A 15,367-nucleotide genomic window follows, 5' to 3' on the forward strand; every position below is an offset into this window, starting at 1 on the left:
GTTAGAACCTTTCCGGGTCGAGCAGTGCGACCACGAGATACACGACGAGGGCGGCCGATACGACGATCAGCAGGATGTTGGTGACAGCGTCAGTGCTCAAGTCGAGGGTCATCGCGCCTGCAATCCGCGTACGACAGCGACACATAATGCGAAGCCCACGACCGTCAAGACCAGGTACCAGAAATCAGTCACGGCCAAGATCATGGTCCCGGCCAGGGGCCCCTACCTGCGTTCTTTACGACCCCTTGACGCGCGTATCGGGGCTCTTGACGCTTCCCTTACGGGCGTTCAACCAGCCGTTGACAGCCCGGGCAGAAGTACGACGACCGGTTCATAAAGGCCTCCCGGCGCATGGCACGTCCGCACCGACGGCACGGCTCGCCCTCGCGTCCGTACGCCTCCAAAGAGCGCTCGAAATAACCGGACTCACCGTTGACGTTCACATACAGATCGTCGAATGAGGTGCCGCCCTGCGCGAGCGCCAGGCGCATGACATCGGCCGCGCTACCGAGCACCTCGGTGAGCTTGGCGCGGCTCATTCCGTCGGTGAGGCGCCGGCCATGGATCCGCGCCAGCCAAAGGGTCTCGTCGGCATAGATGTTCCCGACCCCCGACACGACGGTCTGATCCAGTAGCGCGCGCTTGATCTCGGTGTGCTTACCGCGCAGCCGGGTAACTACCGCCGAGGCATCGAAACGCTCATCGAGCGGATCCCGTGCGATATGCGCCACCGGCTCGGGGAGTTCGCTTCCGTCGACGGTGACGATATCGGTCACCATCCAGCCGCCGAAGGTGCGCTGATCGACGAAGCTCAGCACCGATCCGTCGTCGAGCGTCGCAGCGATACGCAGATGCTGGGGTCTGGAGATCGGTCCGATGAGCATCTGGCCGCTCATCCCGAGGTGGACCACCAGTGCCTGGCCGCCGTTCGGCCCTTCCAGGGTGAGCCACAGATACTTGCCACGGCGACCGGTTCCGCTGATCTGTTGTCCGGCAAGTAGTCCCGCTAGCTCGACGGCACCGCCGGGCTGTCTACGCACGGCGCGCTCGTGATGTACGGAGACAGCTGCAATGGTCTTACCAACGATGTGGTGATGTAGGCCGCGGCGGACCACCTCCACCTCGGGAAGCTCAGGCACCTACGTGCCTTTGGCGCTTCGCCCAAGGGACTCATCGCTGTTGATGGCGTTCCATGCCTCCGCGGCGGCCTTTTGTTCGGCCTCTTTCTTGGATCGGCCGACCCCGACACCGTGCGCCGCGTCGTTGACCATCGCGGTAGCGGTGAACTCCTTGTCATGGTCCGGCCCGGTCGAGGTGACCACATAGGACGGTGCGCCCCAACCTTTTTCCGCTGTCAGCTCCTGCAGGCTGGTCTTCCAGTCCAGGCCGGCACCCAGCTTGGGCGCGGTCTCCAGGAGCTGGCCGAACAGCCGCAGCACCGCCGTGCGGGCCATCTCCAGGCCGTGCTCCAGATAGACCGCGCCGAGAATCGACTCCATGCCGTCGGCGAGAATGCTGGATTTGTTGCGGCCGCCGGTGTTCTCCTCGCCCTTACCGAGCAGCAGGTGCGCGCCCAGGCCGGCGTCGGTCAGGTCGCGCGCCACTCCGGCAAGCGCCTGGGTGTTGACGATGCTGGCGCGCAACTTCGCCAAATCGCCCTCCGAACGGTCGGGGTGATCTTGGTACAGCGTCTCGGTAATCGTTAGCCCGAGAACAGCGTCCCCGAGGAACTCCAGCCGTTCGTTGGTGGGCAGACCGCCGTTCTCGTAGGCGTAGCTGCGGTGTGTGAGCGCCAGCGTCAGGAGATCGTCACCTATCTGCACACCAATGGCGGCACGCAGGTCGTCGTACGACCGACTCACTGGTCCTCACCGAAGTTGGCGAGCTTGGCCCACCGCGGATCGATCTGATCGTGCTGATGTCCAGGATCGGCAGTGGCCAAGGCGACTCCACAAATGGAGCACAATCCCGGGCAATCGGGCCGGCATAGCGGTGTCAGGGACAAGTCCGGAACGATGGCGTCGACGACCGCCTGTTCCAAATCGACATACCCGTCGACGATCCGGAAGATCTCGTCTTCGTCGGTGGTCGCTTCGGTCTCGCTGTCCGGATAGGCGAACAGCTCGGTGTAGTCGGCTTCTACATGGCCGGTGAACGGCTCGAGACACCGCGAACACTCGCCTGCCAGATCGCCTGAAACCGATCCGGTAACGAGAACGCCCTCGGAGACCGACTCCATGCGCAGATCGATTTCCAGCTCCGAGCCCTCGGGTATCGCAAGCAGATCGACACCGATGCGCGAAGGGCTAGGGAACGTGCGCTGCACTGTCTCCATCGCCCCGGGTCGACGGCCGAGGGCCAGGACATCGAGCACGAACGGTCCTGGCATAGATCTAATGTTAGCGCTGCACGTAATCGTGGGTACCAGCGCCGGTACGCAGCTGGTGACGCCCACGGCCCACCGAGCGAAGCGTGCCGTTGAGATAGTCCTCGAATTCGGCCAGTTTGTTGTCGACGTAGATATCGCATTCACCACGCAGCCGGTCGGCCTCGGCATGTGCCGTGTCGATAAGCCGGGTGGATTCGGCGTTCGCGGCTTGCACGACCTCAGTCTGTGCGACCAGGCGCTGCTGCTCCTTGATGCCCTCTTGCACGGCCTTGTCATAGGAGGCATTACCGGAATCGACCAGGCGCTCCGCCTCTGCCTTGGCACGGGCGACGGTGCTCTCCTGATCGCGCTTGGCGTTGGCGAGCGCGCGCGCAGCCTCTTCCCGCGCTTCGCCGACGGTCTGATCGGCGTGATTGCGCGCCTCGGCAACCATGCGATCGGCCTGTGCCTTGGCATCTGCCAGCAACCGATCGGCCTCGGACCGGGCATGAGACAGAGTCTGCTCGGCATCGGCGTTTGACTTCCCGATCACCGTTTCGTGATGCTCTTTGGCCTCGCGCAGCAACGAATCGCGGGCATCCAGGACGTCCTGGGCGTCGTCGAGCTCGCCGGGGATGGCGTCCTTGATGTCGTCGATCAGTTCGAGGACATCGCCGCGGGGCACGACGCATCCGGCGGTCATCGGAACGCCGCGCGCCTCTTCCACGATGGCACCCAGTTCATCGAGCGCTTCAAATACTCGGTACACGGCTCCACCCTTCACGCGAGTTTCCACTGTTACCAGTGTGCCTGGTGTGACTGCTGTGACCGTGCTAGCTGATCGGTGTGTCGGCTATTTCTGCGGGGTCACAGTTCTATTGTGCCTGGCCGCGGATTTTCCCGAGAAGTCGTTGATGGACTGCCGGAGGCAGCAACGCCGAAACGTCGCCTCCGTACGTCGCCACCTCCTTGGCTAGCGAGGACGAGACGAACGAGTAGGCCGGGGCGGTCGCGACAAAGAAGGTGTCGACCCCGGCGATGTGCTTGTTCATCTGCGCCATCTGGAGTTCGTACTCGAAGTCGGTGCCGGTGCGCAGCCCCTTGACGATCGCATTGAGACCGCGTTCCCGCACGAGGTCCACCAGCAGCCCTTGACCTGACTCGACGCGCAGATTGGGCAGGTCGGTGGTCGTCTCGCGGATCATCTCGATGCGCTCGTCGATGGTGAACATGCCGGCCTTGTTCGGGTTGACCAGGACGGCGACGATCACCTCGTCGAACTGCGCCGCGGCTCGTTCGAAGACATCCAGATGCCCGAGAGTTACCGGATCGAACGAGCCGGGGCATACCGCTCCCGTCATGCGGAGGATTTGGTGGCCGAGCGAATGCCGATACCGCTTCCGATTTGCAGCACACCGATCACGATGAGCCAGATGCCGACGACGAGGGTGAGGGTGACGATCGAGCTGATCGGGTAGACGATGAGCACGATGCCCGCGATCGTCGAGATGATGCCGCTGAAGATCTGCCAGCCACGCCCCGGGAGGTCCTTGTCGCCGATGGCGGTGATGGTGCCCGCGATGCCCTGGGCGATCCAGCCGACGCCGATCCAGATGGCCAGCAGCAGAATCGAATTCAGCTCGTCTTTGAAGCACAGCACACCGAGGACGAACGAAATCGCGCCGGTGAGGAACAACAGCACCCGCATGCCGGCCGATGACACCGGCAGCGTGAAGGCGAAGACGACCTGAGCGATACCGGATATCAATAGATATGCGCCGAAAGCATATGCGGCGACGAGCACGGTGACTTGAGGCCATATCAGCACCACGGCCCCCACGATTACCGCCAAAACTCCTGATACCACCGCTGTTTTCCAGAGGTGCTTGACGAGGTCCTGCCCGACACTTGTAGTCATACCCCAAGGGTATTTCCTCGGGAACGGCCGCGGGGACTTATCGGCGGCGATTCGTGCGGTGCGTTACCGACTCACCATGATTCTGTTATCTCCTGGCTGGGCAGGTGAACTCAAGTTCAAATGTCGCGGGCGTGCTCAGGCCGGCGGTAGCGCCGCCGGCAATCCTGTAAAACTGCCCGGACTTTGTCACCGCGGGTTCGCTCGCACCATGCCCGGAGTGATAGGTCACTGGGTGTCCATCGATGACGCCAAGGGTCAGACTCTGGAGCGTTGGACTGTCGCCCGCCGCAAGCGTGGCGGCAATCCCATCGCCAAAGCTACCGATATTCACGAAGGTCATATCAGCCGCGGTAACGCACTCGACCCGATTCTCCACCGATCGGACGATTCCATCCACCACAACACGTGGTCCGGCGGCCTGGACATCGCCTGCAGAACTGGATACCGGATTGTTCGCTTGCCCGTCATGCCGCAGGCCCCCACCCGACGAGCAGCCGACAAGGCACACGGCAGCCGATACGACACCACCCATCACCACAACACCGCTGTAGCGCATCTGCGCCCTCCCTCTAACGTCTTCCTGTGATCACGTTCAGACTAATTCGACACCATGCTCAGATGACGCTGAATGATGTGTTGATCTCTCCCGCACAAGATTTCGCATGCCCCGCCTCCGGCGCTAATCCCACCAGAAACTCCACGTTCGCGCGCCGGTGATTCCGCGCGCGTAGGCGCTCAATGTGCCCGCGCCCTGGTCGATGTTGTCGGGGCAGAACCCGTAGTGCTCATAGCCAACAGGCAAAGCGAGATCCGCTCCCGGCGGACGTGTCACCTCCACCTCGATGAAATCGAAGTCCACGGTCGTCAGCACCGCCCCGAATCGGTCCTCCCAGGACCGAAGAACCGCCGACAGCTGCGCCTCAGCGATGTCGTAGTTGACGCCGTGAGTCCACCCCAGCGCGTTGAGTGCGTCGGCCGGACGGGTAACCGGCACCAAGATGAGGAGCGAGCCCTGTTCTAGGTGGTCGGCGGTCAATGGGAGAGCACGTTGCGGAGGCTGGGTGCGCTGCTCCAACGTGATTGGAGCAACGGGAACATCGATGATTCGACTGTCGGCAGACGAGACCTGTTTAGCAAGAAAAGATTTAGCGTCGACGGCTCCGACATCCGCGGGATCCGCGAAGTGCCGCAGGTCATCGGGATCCGACCAGGGCCGGTGCAGGTCGCCACTCAGCCCGCGGGAAGCCAAGGGCCACAGTCCTGTTCGATCGAATCGGCCCGCCAGACGCAGCCATAGCGATTGGATGTCGACCACCGTGGCATTGCTTATCCACGCCAGTGAACGTCCCGTTGGACTGACGATCAGATGCCCCTCGGGCAACTTGATTCCGTCGACACTCCACTTCGCCGCATTCTGAGGACGGGGCAGCGCCCCCGCACGCTCGGCGTGCACGGGTACCAACAATTCGGCGTAGGCGGGCAGGTCATGCGCGGGTTCGGGATTGCCTGCAATCGTGTGCCTACCCCAGTAGGCCTGACCGAACAGATACGTCAGACCGAGCACCAGCACAACGACCATTGCGCTGAGTGATGTCCACCCTTTTGACCCCACCCACGCAGATTAGCTGAGCGACTAGCTTCCCGGTTGATCGGCGGCCGGGGTGAAATCGGCGGCCCAGTAACCATATTAGCTGGAAGCTAGCATCCCATTCGTCTCATCTATGGGTGTATTTTCTCGCGGGGCGCGGCGGGCGCGGTTTTCCCGGAGTGCTTGCTGTGCAGATTCCAGGGTGATGTTGCGTGGATCGATCCCTTCGCGCTCAAAGCCTCGAACCGCAATCGGCAAGTAGAAAAACTTCAGCGGGAGGAGGCGCTCGAGAACCGTGTAGCACCGCCGATGCATATCCATAAAGCGGCGCAGTATCTCCTCGTCCTCGGGGGTCCACTCTAAATTGAACAGCTCCCGCACATGGGGCGGATAACTACTGACAACAACCTGCCGTCGCCCCACCAGCCAGGGCCACACAAATTTCTTCATGACCGGAGGCCACCACCGCGGCGCCAGGCGGCGCTCCAGAAATTGATCCAGCATGACCTGAGTTACCTGCGAGTTCACCAAATGGTTATGCTCGATGTTTTCCAGATACCGCTCGAAATCGTCGTACGTATCCGGCTGAGGACTATCGTCCACCCCCCATATGCTGTACCACTCCTTGGACTCCTCAAATATCTGTTCCTTCATCGCCCGTGGCATGGACCCGCCAAAATACAGTTGCTCGATCATTATTATCAAGTGGTAATAGAAGAAGGTGACGTGCGCGAAATAGAAGGTTTCCGCATTCAAAGCATGAAACGTGCCTTCCTGCAGTGCGCCTTTGACGGACTTGTGCATATTCCGAGTCTTCAGTCCGTATTTCTTCGCATCTTCCGGAGCGTCGTAAACCGAGCCATAAATGTACTCACGGGATCTCTGACGCCGTATCTTATATATCTTGGCGCGTGCACCGAAAGAACTGTCACCACTGAAGAGAACAGAACCCGCGGTCGCTCTCCCCATTTGCGGCCACGCCCCCGCAATGGGGCCCAACACTCCGCTGCCGAAATACATCACATCAAGGCGCCCCCAATACTTCCATACAAGGGAACCAGCAGGAATCGGATGCTGACAAAGGTCCTTCCGCGACAAACTGTTATCGCCGGTAAATTCTTTCACCCTAACGTCTTCCGGAATCACCAGCTCTGGATCATATGTTGTCTGCATAATTTTCTTGAATGCCTTGATACCCCGGACCACCACGTCAAACTCCTTGCGTTGCCGATACCCGTTCCTTGGTTAACCTCAGCGCTCGGCCGTTCACGCGCCCAGCCTCGGATAGCTGATCGACTACCCCCATCACATGACCACCGCCATCTTGACTGTGACTCATTTCACATTAGAAATGTGATGATGCTCCCGGTGCCACCCAAAATCAAGGGAGGTGCGGATGGTTTCGGCGCAGACCGAATCAAGGAACGTACGGATGGTCGTTAAGCGGCTCGATGGGGAATCAGACTGGTCGGCGGTGGCGCGGATCGCGCCGCTGCTGGAATTGCGCTCAGCGATACCCGCCCTTTTGACGCGAGCCCTGCAGATTAGCTGAGCGACTAGCTTCCCGGTTGATCGGCGGCCGGGGCCTGATCGTCCGCAGGCGGAGACGCGGGGCACTTGTCGGTGCCTGCGGGGTGCTGGTTCTGCATCGACGCCAGAGTGCTGTCCGGAATCACTCCGGCGAACCTGTCGGTCACGGATTTCAGCAGCCCACCCGAACCGCACATCTCGTTGAAGGGTGACACCGGGCTGGTCGGTGACAGGACCGGACCATCGGTCGACAGCGGACCGCCCGCCGCCGTCAGAGGACCGTTGGCCGATAGCGGACCATCAGGCGATAACAAGGGGCCTTCCGCAGACAGCGGACCACCGGGCGATGCCAGGCCCGCAACCGGTGCAGGCAGTCCAGCAGACAGGGCATCGCTGGCCACTGATGGAACCACCGCAGCCTTCGCGCCACCCGGCAAGAGATTCGCCACGGGCGACTGGGGGGCGGGAGGTGCCGGCGCGTCGCCCTCGTCGGCCAGCGCGAGCCCGGCCGCGGCGACCGATACCGCGCCAGAGACCACCGCAGCCAACACTGCTCTACACCACATGAGCAGCTAGCCTAAGCGCCATTCAACCGATGTGCTGACCGAACCAAACGGTGAGGCGCTGCCAGGCATCGGCTGCCCCACTCGGGTTGTAGCGCGGACCGCTGTCGTTGAAGAAGGCATGGTCGGCGCCGGGTTCGACGACGATCTCGTGAACGAGCCCCGCCCTCTGTAGCGCCTCAGAAGCCTGGTCTTTCGAGGCGGTGACCCGCTTGTCGAGCTCCCCGTAGAAGGCAAGGACCGCCGCTTTCGACCGCGAGAAATCGGGGTTATCCGGTAATGGCCCGTAGAACGGCACGGCCGCTGCGAGCCGCGGCTCCCCCGATGCCAGTAGCTGCCAGACCAGGCCACCACCAAAGCAGAAACCCACCACACCGGCGGGCTTCTCAGGCACCCGGCGCAGAATCTCGTCCACTCCGGACTTCAGGTCCGCGACAAACCGATCGGGTGAGACCCTGCCCAACGCTGCGGTGGCCTCGGCCGGGTCCTTGAACGTCGATGTGCCGCCCTCCTCGGACAGCAGGTCGACGGCCAGCGATGAATAGCCGACGCCCGCAAGTCGTCCCGCCACGGTGCTGACCCAGGGAGTCAAACCCTTGTTCTCGTGGATCACCAACACCGACCCGCGCGGATGCGCCGCCGTCGCCCATGCGCCCTGCATGGTGCCGTTGGGGCCGGTCCACGTGATCGGCTCCGGCGCTACAGCTTTGTCCATACCGGGTGGTGGTGACGTGGAAGCCGACGGCCGCGTTGTGGCAGGTTTGTCCTCGCTGCCGCACGCCGCGATGAGCGCGCCGGCGGCAGCGGCGCCGACGCCCAGTAGGGCGAGCCGCCGCACGGCCTCGCGTCTCGTCAGCAGTCCTTCGACATGGTCGGTGGCGATCTCTTCGGCGATGTACCGCTGCAGCGGGGTCATGACGAGAAGTGTCCGCCCGATAAGTAAACGGTGGCTGTGGATTACCTGGACAGGTGCTACAGGGCCCCGAGCTCTAGCCGCGTCCCTCCGTACTTGCGGGACGTCACCTCCCAGCCGTCCGGCCACACCGTCTCGGGGCCGGCGGCGTCACGCTCCAGCACCACGATTGCGTCGTCGTTCACCCAATGGTTGGTCAGTCGCGACAGCAGAGCCGAAACCTCTTCGGCAGAAACCGAATACGGCGGATCGGCAAGGACGAGATCGTACGCGCGGTTGGGCGAGGTCGACAGGAACGCCGACACTGGAGACTGCCGCAGCTCGGTACCGGGAAGCCCCACCGCCGCAATATTGGCCGCGATCACCTTCGACGCGACAGCGTTCAACTCCACCAGTGTCACGTGATCCGCACCGCGTGACAACGCTTCCAAACCCAGTGCACCGGAACCGGCAAACAGATCGAGCACGGCGATCCCGTCGAAGTCCAAGCGTGCCTCCAGCATGCTGAACAGCGCCTCCCTGACCCGATCCGTGGTGGGCCGGGTCCCCTTCGGCGGCACCGCGATCCGGCGTCCACCCGCGGCGCCGGCGATGATCCGGGTCAGCTGATCACCACCAGCAGATCCCCACCCTCGACCTGGGCAGTCTCGGTCAACGCCACCCGCGCGACGGTGCCCGCCTTCGGCGCGGTGATGGAGGCTTCCATCTTCATGGCCTCGATGGTGCCGATGCTCTCCCCTGCCGCAACCTCCTGGCCGGAAACCACATTGAGCGTCACCACGCCCGCGAAGGGTGCCGGCACATGGTCCGCATTCCCCCGATCGGCCTTCTCAGCGCTGGCCACCGCACTGTCGATGCTCCTGTCACGCACCTGCACCGGACGCAATTGGCCGTTGAGGATGCACATCACGGTGCGCATGCCGCGCTCGTCAGCATCGGAGATCGCCTCGATCCCAATGAGCAGCTCGACGCCCTTCTCCAGCTTGACGCGGTGCTCCTCTCCGTACCGAAGGCCGTAGAAGAACTGGTTCGCCGAAAGCCTTGACGTATCGCCGTACTGATCCCGATGCGCCAGGAATTCCTTGGTGGGGCCGGGGAACAGCAGCCGGTTCAACGCAGCTCGCCGTGTCACGCTGTCGCCATCCAGCTGAGCCTCGTCATCCGCGGTGAGTACCGCCTCCGCACGAACGGGGCCGCGACCTTCCAGCGCGCGGGTACGGAACGGCTCGGGCCAGCCGCCCGGAGGATCGCCCAGCTCTCCGCGCAGGAATCCGATCACCGACTCAGGGATATCGAAACGGCCCGGATCCGAGGCGAATTCGTCCGCACTCACACCGGTACCCACCAACGCCAGCGCCAGATCGCCCACCACCTTCGAGGACGGGGTCACCTTGACCAAACGGCCGAGCATCCGGTCCGCGGCGGCATACCGTGCCTCGATCTCCTCGAACTGGTCACCCAGCCCCAGCGCGATGGCCTGCTGGCGCAGGTTCGATAGCTGCCCGCCGGGAATCTCGTGCGTGTACACCCGGCCGGTCGGCGACGGCAGCCCGGACTCGAAGGGGGCGTATACCTTTCGCAGCGCCTCCCAGTACGGCTCCAGATCGCATACCGCGGTCAGCGAGACCCCGGTGTCGTACTCGCTGTGTGCGGCGGCGGCCACGATCGCCGACAACGAAGGCTGGCTCGTGGTTCCGGCCAAGGGTGCTGCCGCGCCGTCCACCGCATCGGCGCCCGCCTGCCAGGCCGCCAGGTAAGTGGCCAGCTGCCCGCCGGCAGTGTCATGTGTATGCACGTGCACGGGCAGATCGAACCGCGAGCGCAGCGCCGTCACCAGCGTCGCTGCCGCGGGCGGACGCAGCAGGCCCGCCATGTCCTTGATCGCCAGCACATGTGCACCCGCATCGACGATCTGCTCGGCGAGCTTCAGGTAGTAGTCCAACGTGTACAGGTTTTCACCGGGGTTGGACAGATCGCCGGTGTAGCACATGGCCACCTCGGCGACCGAGGTGCCGACCTCGCGCACGGCGTCGATCGCCGGGCGCATCGCCTCGATGTTGTTGAGCGCATCGAAGATTCGGTAGATATCCACCCCGGTAGCGCTCGCCTCGCGGATGAACGCCTTGGTCACCGTCTCCGGATATGGCGTGTACCCCACCGTGTTCCGGCCGCGCAGCAGCATCTGCAGGCAGATATTCGGGACGGCCTCACGTAGGTCGGCGAGCCGCTCCCACGGGTCTTCCTTCAGGAAGCGAAGCGCCACATCGTATGTCGCACCGCCCCAGGCCTCGATCGACAGCAGCTCCGGCGTCAGCCGCGACACGTACGGCGCGATCGCCAACAGACCGGTGGTGCGCACCCGGGTGGCCAGCAGCGACTGGTGCGCGTCGCGGAAGGTGGTGTCGGTCAGACCGACAGCCTTCTGCTCCCGCAGCGCCTTCGCGAAACCCTCTGGGCCCAAGGCCAACAGCCGCTGACGGGACCCGTCCGGCGGCGGTACCGACAGATCGATCGCGGGCAGCTTGTCATGCGGATACACCCTGGAGGGCTTGCTCCCATGAGGCTTGTTGACGGTCACATCGGCCAGATAGTTCAGGATCTTGGTACCGCGGTCGGCCGAGGAGCGCGCGGTCAGCAGCTGCGGACGTTCCTCGATGAATGAGGTGGTGACGTGTCCGGACCGGAAGTCGGGATCGTCCAGAACCGCTTGCAGGAACGGGATGTTGGTCGCGACGCCGCGGATTCGGAACTCGGCGACGGCGCGGCGGGCACGGGCCACCGCGGTCTCGAAGTCCCGCCCGCGGCAGGTCAGCTTCACCAGCATCGAGTCGAAATGCGCGCCCACCTCGGCACCGAGTGTCGTCCCACCGTCGAGTCGGATACCCGCACCACCGGGGCTGCGGTACGCGGTGATGCGGCCGGTGTCGGGGCGGAAACCGTTGGAAGGATCCTCCGTGGTGATCCGGCATTGCAGCGCGGCACCCCGCGGTTTGATCGAATCCTGGTTCAGGCCAAGGTCGTCGAGTGTCTCACCGGAGGCGATGCGCAGCTGGCTCGCAACCAGGTCCACATCGGTGATCTCCTCGGTCACCGTGTGTTCCACCTGGATCCGGGGATTCATCTCGATGAAGACGTGGTGGCCGCGCTCATCGAGTAGGAACTCGACGGTGCCGGCACAGCTGTATCCGATATGACGGGCGAAAGCTACTGCGTCCGAACAGATTTTCTGGCGCAGCTCGGCCGGCAAGTTAGGCGCGGGGGCCAGCTCGATGACCTTCTGGTGACGCCGCTGCACGCTACAGTCGCGTTCGAAGAGGTGGATGACGTTGCCTGCGGTATCGGCGAGGATTTGCACCTCGATATGCCGTGGGTTGATAACGGCCTGCTCCAAGAAGACCGTCGGGTCTCCGAACGCCGACTCCGCCTCGCGGCTCGCGGCCTCGATCGACTCGCGCAGCTGCTCACGCTCGGCGACCCGGCGCATGCCACGGCCGCCGCCGCCGGCGACCGCCTTGACGAATACCGGGAACGCCATCGACTCGGAGGCGACCAGCAGGTCCTCGACCGATGCCGAAGGCTGCGAGGACGCCAATACCGGCAGCCCCGCCTCCCGCGCGGCGGCGATGGCGCGGGCCTTGTTACCCGTCAGCTCCAAGACATCGGCGGGCGGTCCGACGAAGGTGATACCCGCCTTCGCACAGGCCGCGGCCAGATCGGGATTCTCGGAGAGAAATCCGTATCCTGGGTAAATCGCGTCGGCACCGGAGTTCTTGGCCGCGTTGACGACCTCCGAGACCGACAGATAAGCCCGGACCGGGTGCCCCTTCTCACCAATCTGATAGGCCTCGTCGGCCTTCAGTCGGTGACCGGAGTTGCGGTCTTCATATGGGTAGACAGCGACCGTCTCGGCACCTAATTCGTAGGCAGCCCGAAACGCGCGGATCGCGATCTCACCGCGGTTGGCGACAAGAACCTTCGAGAACATAGTGACTGACCGTACCGTGAGGATTGAGCGAACGCGCGTCCGCTCAATTTCACAAACGCGCTCAGACCAGTGTGATCCAGTAATCCCAGAATCGTTCGAGGATCATCAGAATCACCGCGGCGTACCACAACGCCACCAGCGACCACCGCCACTGGTACAGGACTCTTGCCCAGCGCTGAGACCCTAAGGGCCGCAAGGCAATCGATGCGCTCACCACCAGCAGCGGAATCGTTACCGCCCAGACCACCATGCAGTACGGGCACAACGCCCCGATGCGGTACAGGCTCTGAAAGATCAACCAGTGGACGAAGACTGCACCCAGCAGGGTGCCGACGGCCAGCCCGCCCCAGTACCAACGCGGTAACTCCACCTTGGCCACCGCCAGCACGCCCGTAACCAACACCACGGTGAATGCCACGATGCCGATGAGCGAGTTGGGGAACCCGAAGGCCGAGGCCTGTGCGGTCGTCATCACCGACCCGCAGGATACGACCGGATTCAGGCTGCACGACGGGATGTACGTCGGATCGAGCAGGATCTCGATCTTCTCGATGGTCAGGGCCAGCGCGGCGGCCAGGCCGGCCACCCCGGCGAAAAGTACGTACCAGGCGGTCGCGGGGCGCAGCCTCACGTCAGGCCCGGTACCGGTCCGGTGATATCAGTGATGGCCTTGACCAGATCAGCCGGGGTGGTGCTCTTCCCGATTTCCCAGTCCTTGCCGTTGATCCGGATCGTGGGTGTGGCCTGGATGTTGAGCGCCGGGCCGAGCGCCTTGACCATGTTGATGTACTTCTTGTCCTTGACGCACTTGGAGACCGCGTCGGACGCACCGACACTCTTGGCCGTATCGATCAGCCATTTGTCGTCGTGCCATGTCTTCGCATCGACCTCATCGGGCTGATTCTGGTAGAGCGCCTTGTGGAACTTGCGGAACAGCTCCGGGGACTGGTCGGCCACACAGTAGGCCGCCGCCGAGGCCCGTGAGGAGTAGTCGCGCTTGAACTTGGGCGCGTCGAGGATCGCCACCATGTTGTAGTCGGCACGGACCGCGCCGGTGTCGATGAGCTTCTCGATCGTCGGCCCGAACTCCTGCTCGACCATGCCACAGGCTGGGCAGATCGGATCCTCGATCAGGGTCAGGACCACCTTGGGTTCGGTGGTTCCTTCCTTGGTGATGAGCTTGGCCGGGCCGGCGGTGACCACCTCGACAGCCTTGACGTCTCCCGCGGGTGGCGCGGGCGGACCCGCATCCTTCTTGTTCTTGACGACGATGAAACCGACCAGCCCCGCGGCGAACAGCACGACGATCGCCGTGAGCGCTATTTGGATCAGCTGGCTTCGGCGCTGCTCCGCCTTCTTGAGGTCGTAGCTGGGGGGTTGCTTCGGTTTGGCCACTCGAACAGCCTACCGGGCAGAAATTAGCGAGACAGATGCGCGCGCAGGGCCGATGTCAGCTCGTTCACGGCGGCCGACGGGGCACCACCCAGCCTGGCCATGTTGTAAAAACCGTGAATCAGCGGACCCTTTACCCGCAGGTCCACCGGCACTCCGGCGGCCCGCAGCTTCTCCGCATACTCATTGCCCTCGTCGCGTAGCGGGTCAAAACCGGCCGTCGTGATGAGCGCGGGCGGCAATCCCGCGAGGTTGTCGGCCAGAATCGGTGACACTCGAGGGTCCGCCTTGTCGACCTCGGACCCGTCGAGATAGTGACCTTCGAACATGTCCATGGCCGCCTTGGTAAGGAAGAAGCCCTCGGCGAAGAGATCGCGCGACGGTCGCCGCACGGTGAAGTCGACCGCCGGATAGATCAGGAACTGCAACAGCGGCAGCTGTGCCCCGGTGTCGCGCGCCTGCTGCGAGACGACGGCGGCGAGGTTGCCTCCCGCGCTGTCACCGCCCACCGCGACTCTGTCGGGTGTGGCACCCAGCTCACCGGCATGCTCGACTGCCCACAGATAGGCGGCCAGGCAGTCCTCAGCGCCGGCGGGTGCCTTGTGCTCGGGAGCCAGACGGTAATCCACCGACAACACCGAGACACCGGCATCGCGGCAGGTCTGTCGGACGGCCTGGTCATGCGTGTCCAGATCGCCGATCATCCAGCCGCCACCATGGAAGAACACCAGCACCGCACCGGTGTTCTCGACGACCGGCCGGTAATGCCGGACGGGGATGGGGCCGGCGGGGCCCGGAATGGAGAAGTTGCGTACCTGTCCGACCGGGGTGCTGAACTGCAGTAATGCCGACTGTTTGCGTATACCGGCACGGTTTTCGGCGACGTCCTCACCTCTGGTCATGTCTGCCTCACCCATGAGCTCCAGCCCGCGCAGCAGGAGCTGAGTCGACGGGTCGAGGATGTTGCCGTCGATGATCACCTGACGACCGGCCATGGCCCGTCGCACGGGGATGGGAATGTGGGGTGTCGCGGCGGTGCTGACACGCAGGGCGAGATCACGTAAGGGGCTCACGCGGTAACCGTAACGATTACTTAGACCGGCGTCTAGA

Annotated in this window: 17 protein-coding genes; all 17 read right to left on the reverse strand. The window is 63.6% G+C overall.

The annotated features are described in order from the left end of the window. Window position 1: 1 nt before the first annotated feature. A complete protein-coding gene (kdpF, locus tag AB0H22_RS00095; protein WP_180748137.1) occupies window positions 2-112 on the reverse strand; it encodes a K(+)-transporting ATPase subunit F in 111 nt (36 codons plus the stop codon). A gap of 166 nt (window positions 113-278) precedes the next feature. Next, on the reverse strand, window positions 279-1,139 hold the full coding sequence (mutM, locus tag AB0H22_RS00100; protein ID WP_180748138.1) for a bifunctional DNA-formamidopyrimidine glycosylase/DNA-(apurinic or apyrimidinic site) lyase: 861 nt from the start codon (window positions 1,137-1,139) through the stop codon (window positions 279-281). Continuing rightward, window positions 1,140-1,862 (reverse strand): ribonuclease III, encoded by a 723-nt coding sequence (rnc, locus tag AB0H22_RS00105; RefSeq protein ID WP_180748139.1) that lies wholly within the window; start codon window positions 1,860-1,862, stop codon window positions 1,140-1,142. Further along, entirely contained in the window at window positions 1,859-2,389 is a 531-nt protein-coding gene (locus AB0H22_RS00110; RefSeq protein WP_180748140.1) for a DUF177 domain-containing protein, read from the reverse strand. The genes rnc and AB0H22_RS00110 overlap by 4 nt, the downstream gene beginning before the upstream one ends. A gap of 10 nt (window positions 2,390-2,399) precedes the next feature. Continuing rightward, window positions 2,400-3,137 carry a cell division protein SepIVA gene (gene sepIVA, locus AB0H22_RS00115; protein ID WP_180749642.1) on the reverse strand — a complete coding sequence of 246 codons (738 nt, stop codon included), beginning with the start codon at window positions 3,135-3,137 and terminating at the stop codon, window positions 2,400-2,402. A gap of 106 nt (window positions 3,138-3,243) precedes the next feature. Next, window positions 3,244-3,729: a pantetheine-phosphate adenylyltransferase gene (gene coaD / locus AB0H22_RS00120; protein ID WP_180748141.1), complete on the reverse strand. Its 486-nt coding sequence runs from the start codon at window positions 3,727-3,729 to the stop codon at window positions 3,244-3,246. Further along, window positions 3,726-4,286: an HdeD family acid-resistance protein gene (locus AB0H22_RS00125; protein WP_078308956.1), complete on the reverse strand. Its 561-nt coding sequence runs from the start codon at window positions 4,284-4,286 to the stop codon at window positions 3,726-3,728. Before AB0H22_RS00125 ends, coaD begins: the two co-directional genes overlap by 4 nt. A gap of 85 nt (window positions 4,287-4,371) precedes the next feature. After that, on the reverse strand, window positions 4,372-4,842 hold the full coding sequence (locus tag AB0H22_RS00130) for a lipoprotein LpqH (RefSeq protein WP_358143985.1): 471 nt from the start codon (window positions 4,840-4,842) through the stop codon (window positions 4,372-4,374). Between the two features lie 123 nt (window positions 4,843-4,965). Next, window positions 4,966-5,865 carry a DUF4253 domain-containing protein gene (locus AB0H22_RS00135; protein WP_358145945.1) on the reverse strand — a complete coding sequence of 300 codons (900 nt, stop codon included), beginning with the start codon at window positions 5,863-5,865 and terminating at the stop codon, window positions 4,966-4,968. 108 nt (window positions 5,866-5,973) lie between these two features. Beyond that, window positions 5,974-7,047 carry an oxygenase MpaB family protein gene (locus AB0H22_RS00140; RefSeq protein ID WP_358145947.1) on the reverse strand — a complete coding sequence of 358 codons (1,074 nt, stop codon included), beginning with the start codon at window positions 7,045-7,047 and terminating at the stop codon, window positions 5,974-5,976. 383 nt (window positions 7,048-7,430) lie between these two features. Then, on the reverse strand, window positions 7,431-7,952 hold the full coding sequence (locus tag AB0H22_RS00145) for a hypothetical protein (RefSeq protein WP_358145949.1): 522 nt from the start codon (window positions 7,950-7,952) through the stop codon (window positions 7,431-7,433). 40 nt (window positions 7,953-7,992) lie between these two features. Beyond that, entirely contained in the window at window positions 7,993-8,883 is an 891-nt protein-coding gene (locus tag AB0H22_RS00150) for a dienelactone hydrolase family protein (protein WP_358143988.1), read from the reverse strand. 56 nt (window positions 8,884-8,939) lie between these two features. After that, the gene (gene rsmD / locus AB0H22_RS00155) at window positions 8,940-9,485 is read right to left on the reverse strand and encodes a 16S rRNA (guanine(966)-N(2))-methyltransferase RsmD (RefSeq protein ID WP_358145951.1); all 546 of its coding nucleotides are present in this window, start codon (window positions 9,483-9,485) and stop codon (window positions 8,940-8,942) included. Further along, the gene (locus AB0H22_RS00160; RefSeq protein WP_180748145.1) at window positions 9,482-12,865 is read right to left on the reverse strand and encodes a pyruvate carboxylase; all 3,384 of its coding nucleotides are present in this window, start codon (window positions 12,863-12,865) and stop codon (window positions 9,482-9,484) included. Before AB0H22_RS00160 ends, rsmD begins: the two co-directional genes overlap by 4 nt. Window positions 12,866-12,926: 61 nt before the next feature. Then, the gene (locus tag AB0H22_RS00165) at window positions 12,927-13,496 is read right to left on the reverse strand and encodes a vitamin K epoxide reductase family protein (protein WP_358143990.1); all 570 of its coding nucleotides are present in this window, start codon (window positions 13,494-13,496) and stop codon (window positions 12,927-12,929) included. Further along, window positions 13,493-14,260, reverse strand: coding sequence for a thioredoxin domain-containing protein (locus AB0H22_RS00170; RefSeq protein WP_180748147.1), 768 nt, complete (start codon window positions 14,258-14,260; stop codon window positions 13,493-13,495). Before AB0H22_RS00170 ends, AB0H22_RS00165 begins: the two co-directional genes overlap by 4 nt. Before the next feature lie 23 nt (window positions 14,261-14,283). Continuing rightward, window positions 14,284-15,330 (reverse strand): alpha/beta hydrolase, encoded by a 1,047-nt coding sequence (locus AB0H22_RS00175; protein WP_358143993.1) that lies wholly within the window; start codon window positions 15,328-15,330, stop codon window positions 14,284-14,286. Window positions 15,331-15,367: the final 37 nt, after the last annotated feature.

Source organism: Mycobacterium sp. NPDC050853, assembly GCF_040653875.1.
Lineage (GTDB): Bacteria > Actinomycetota > Actinomycetes > Mycobacteriales > Mycobacteriaceae > Mycobacterium.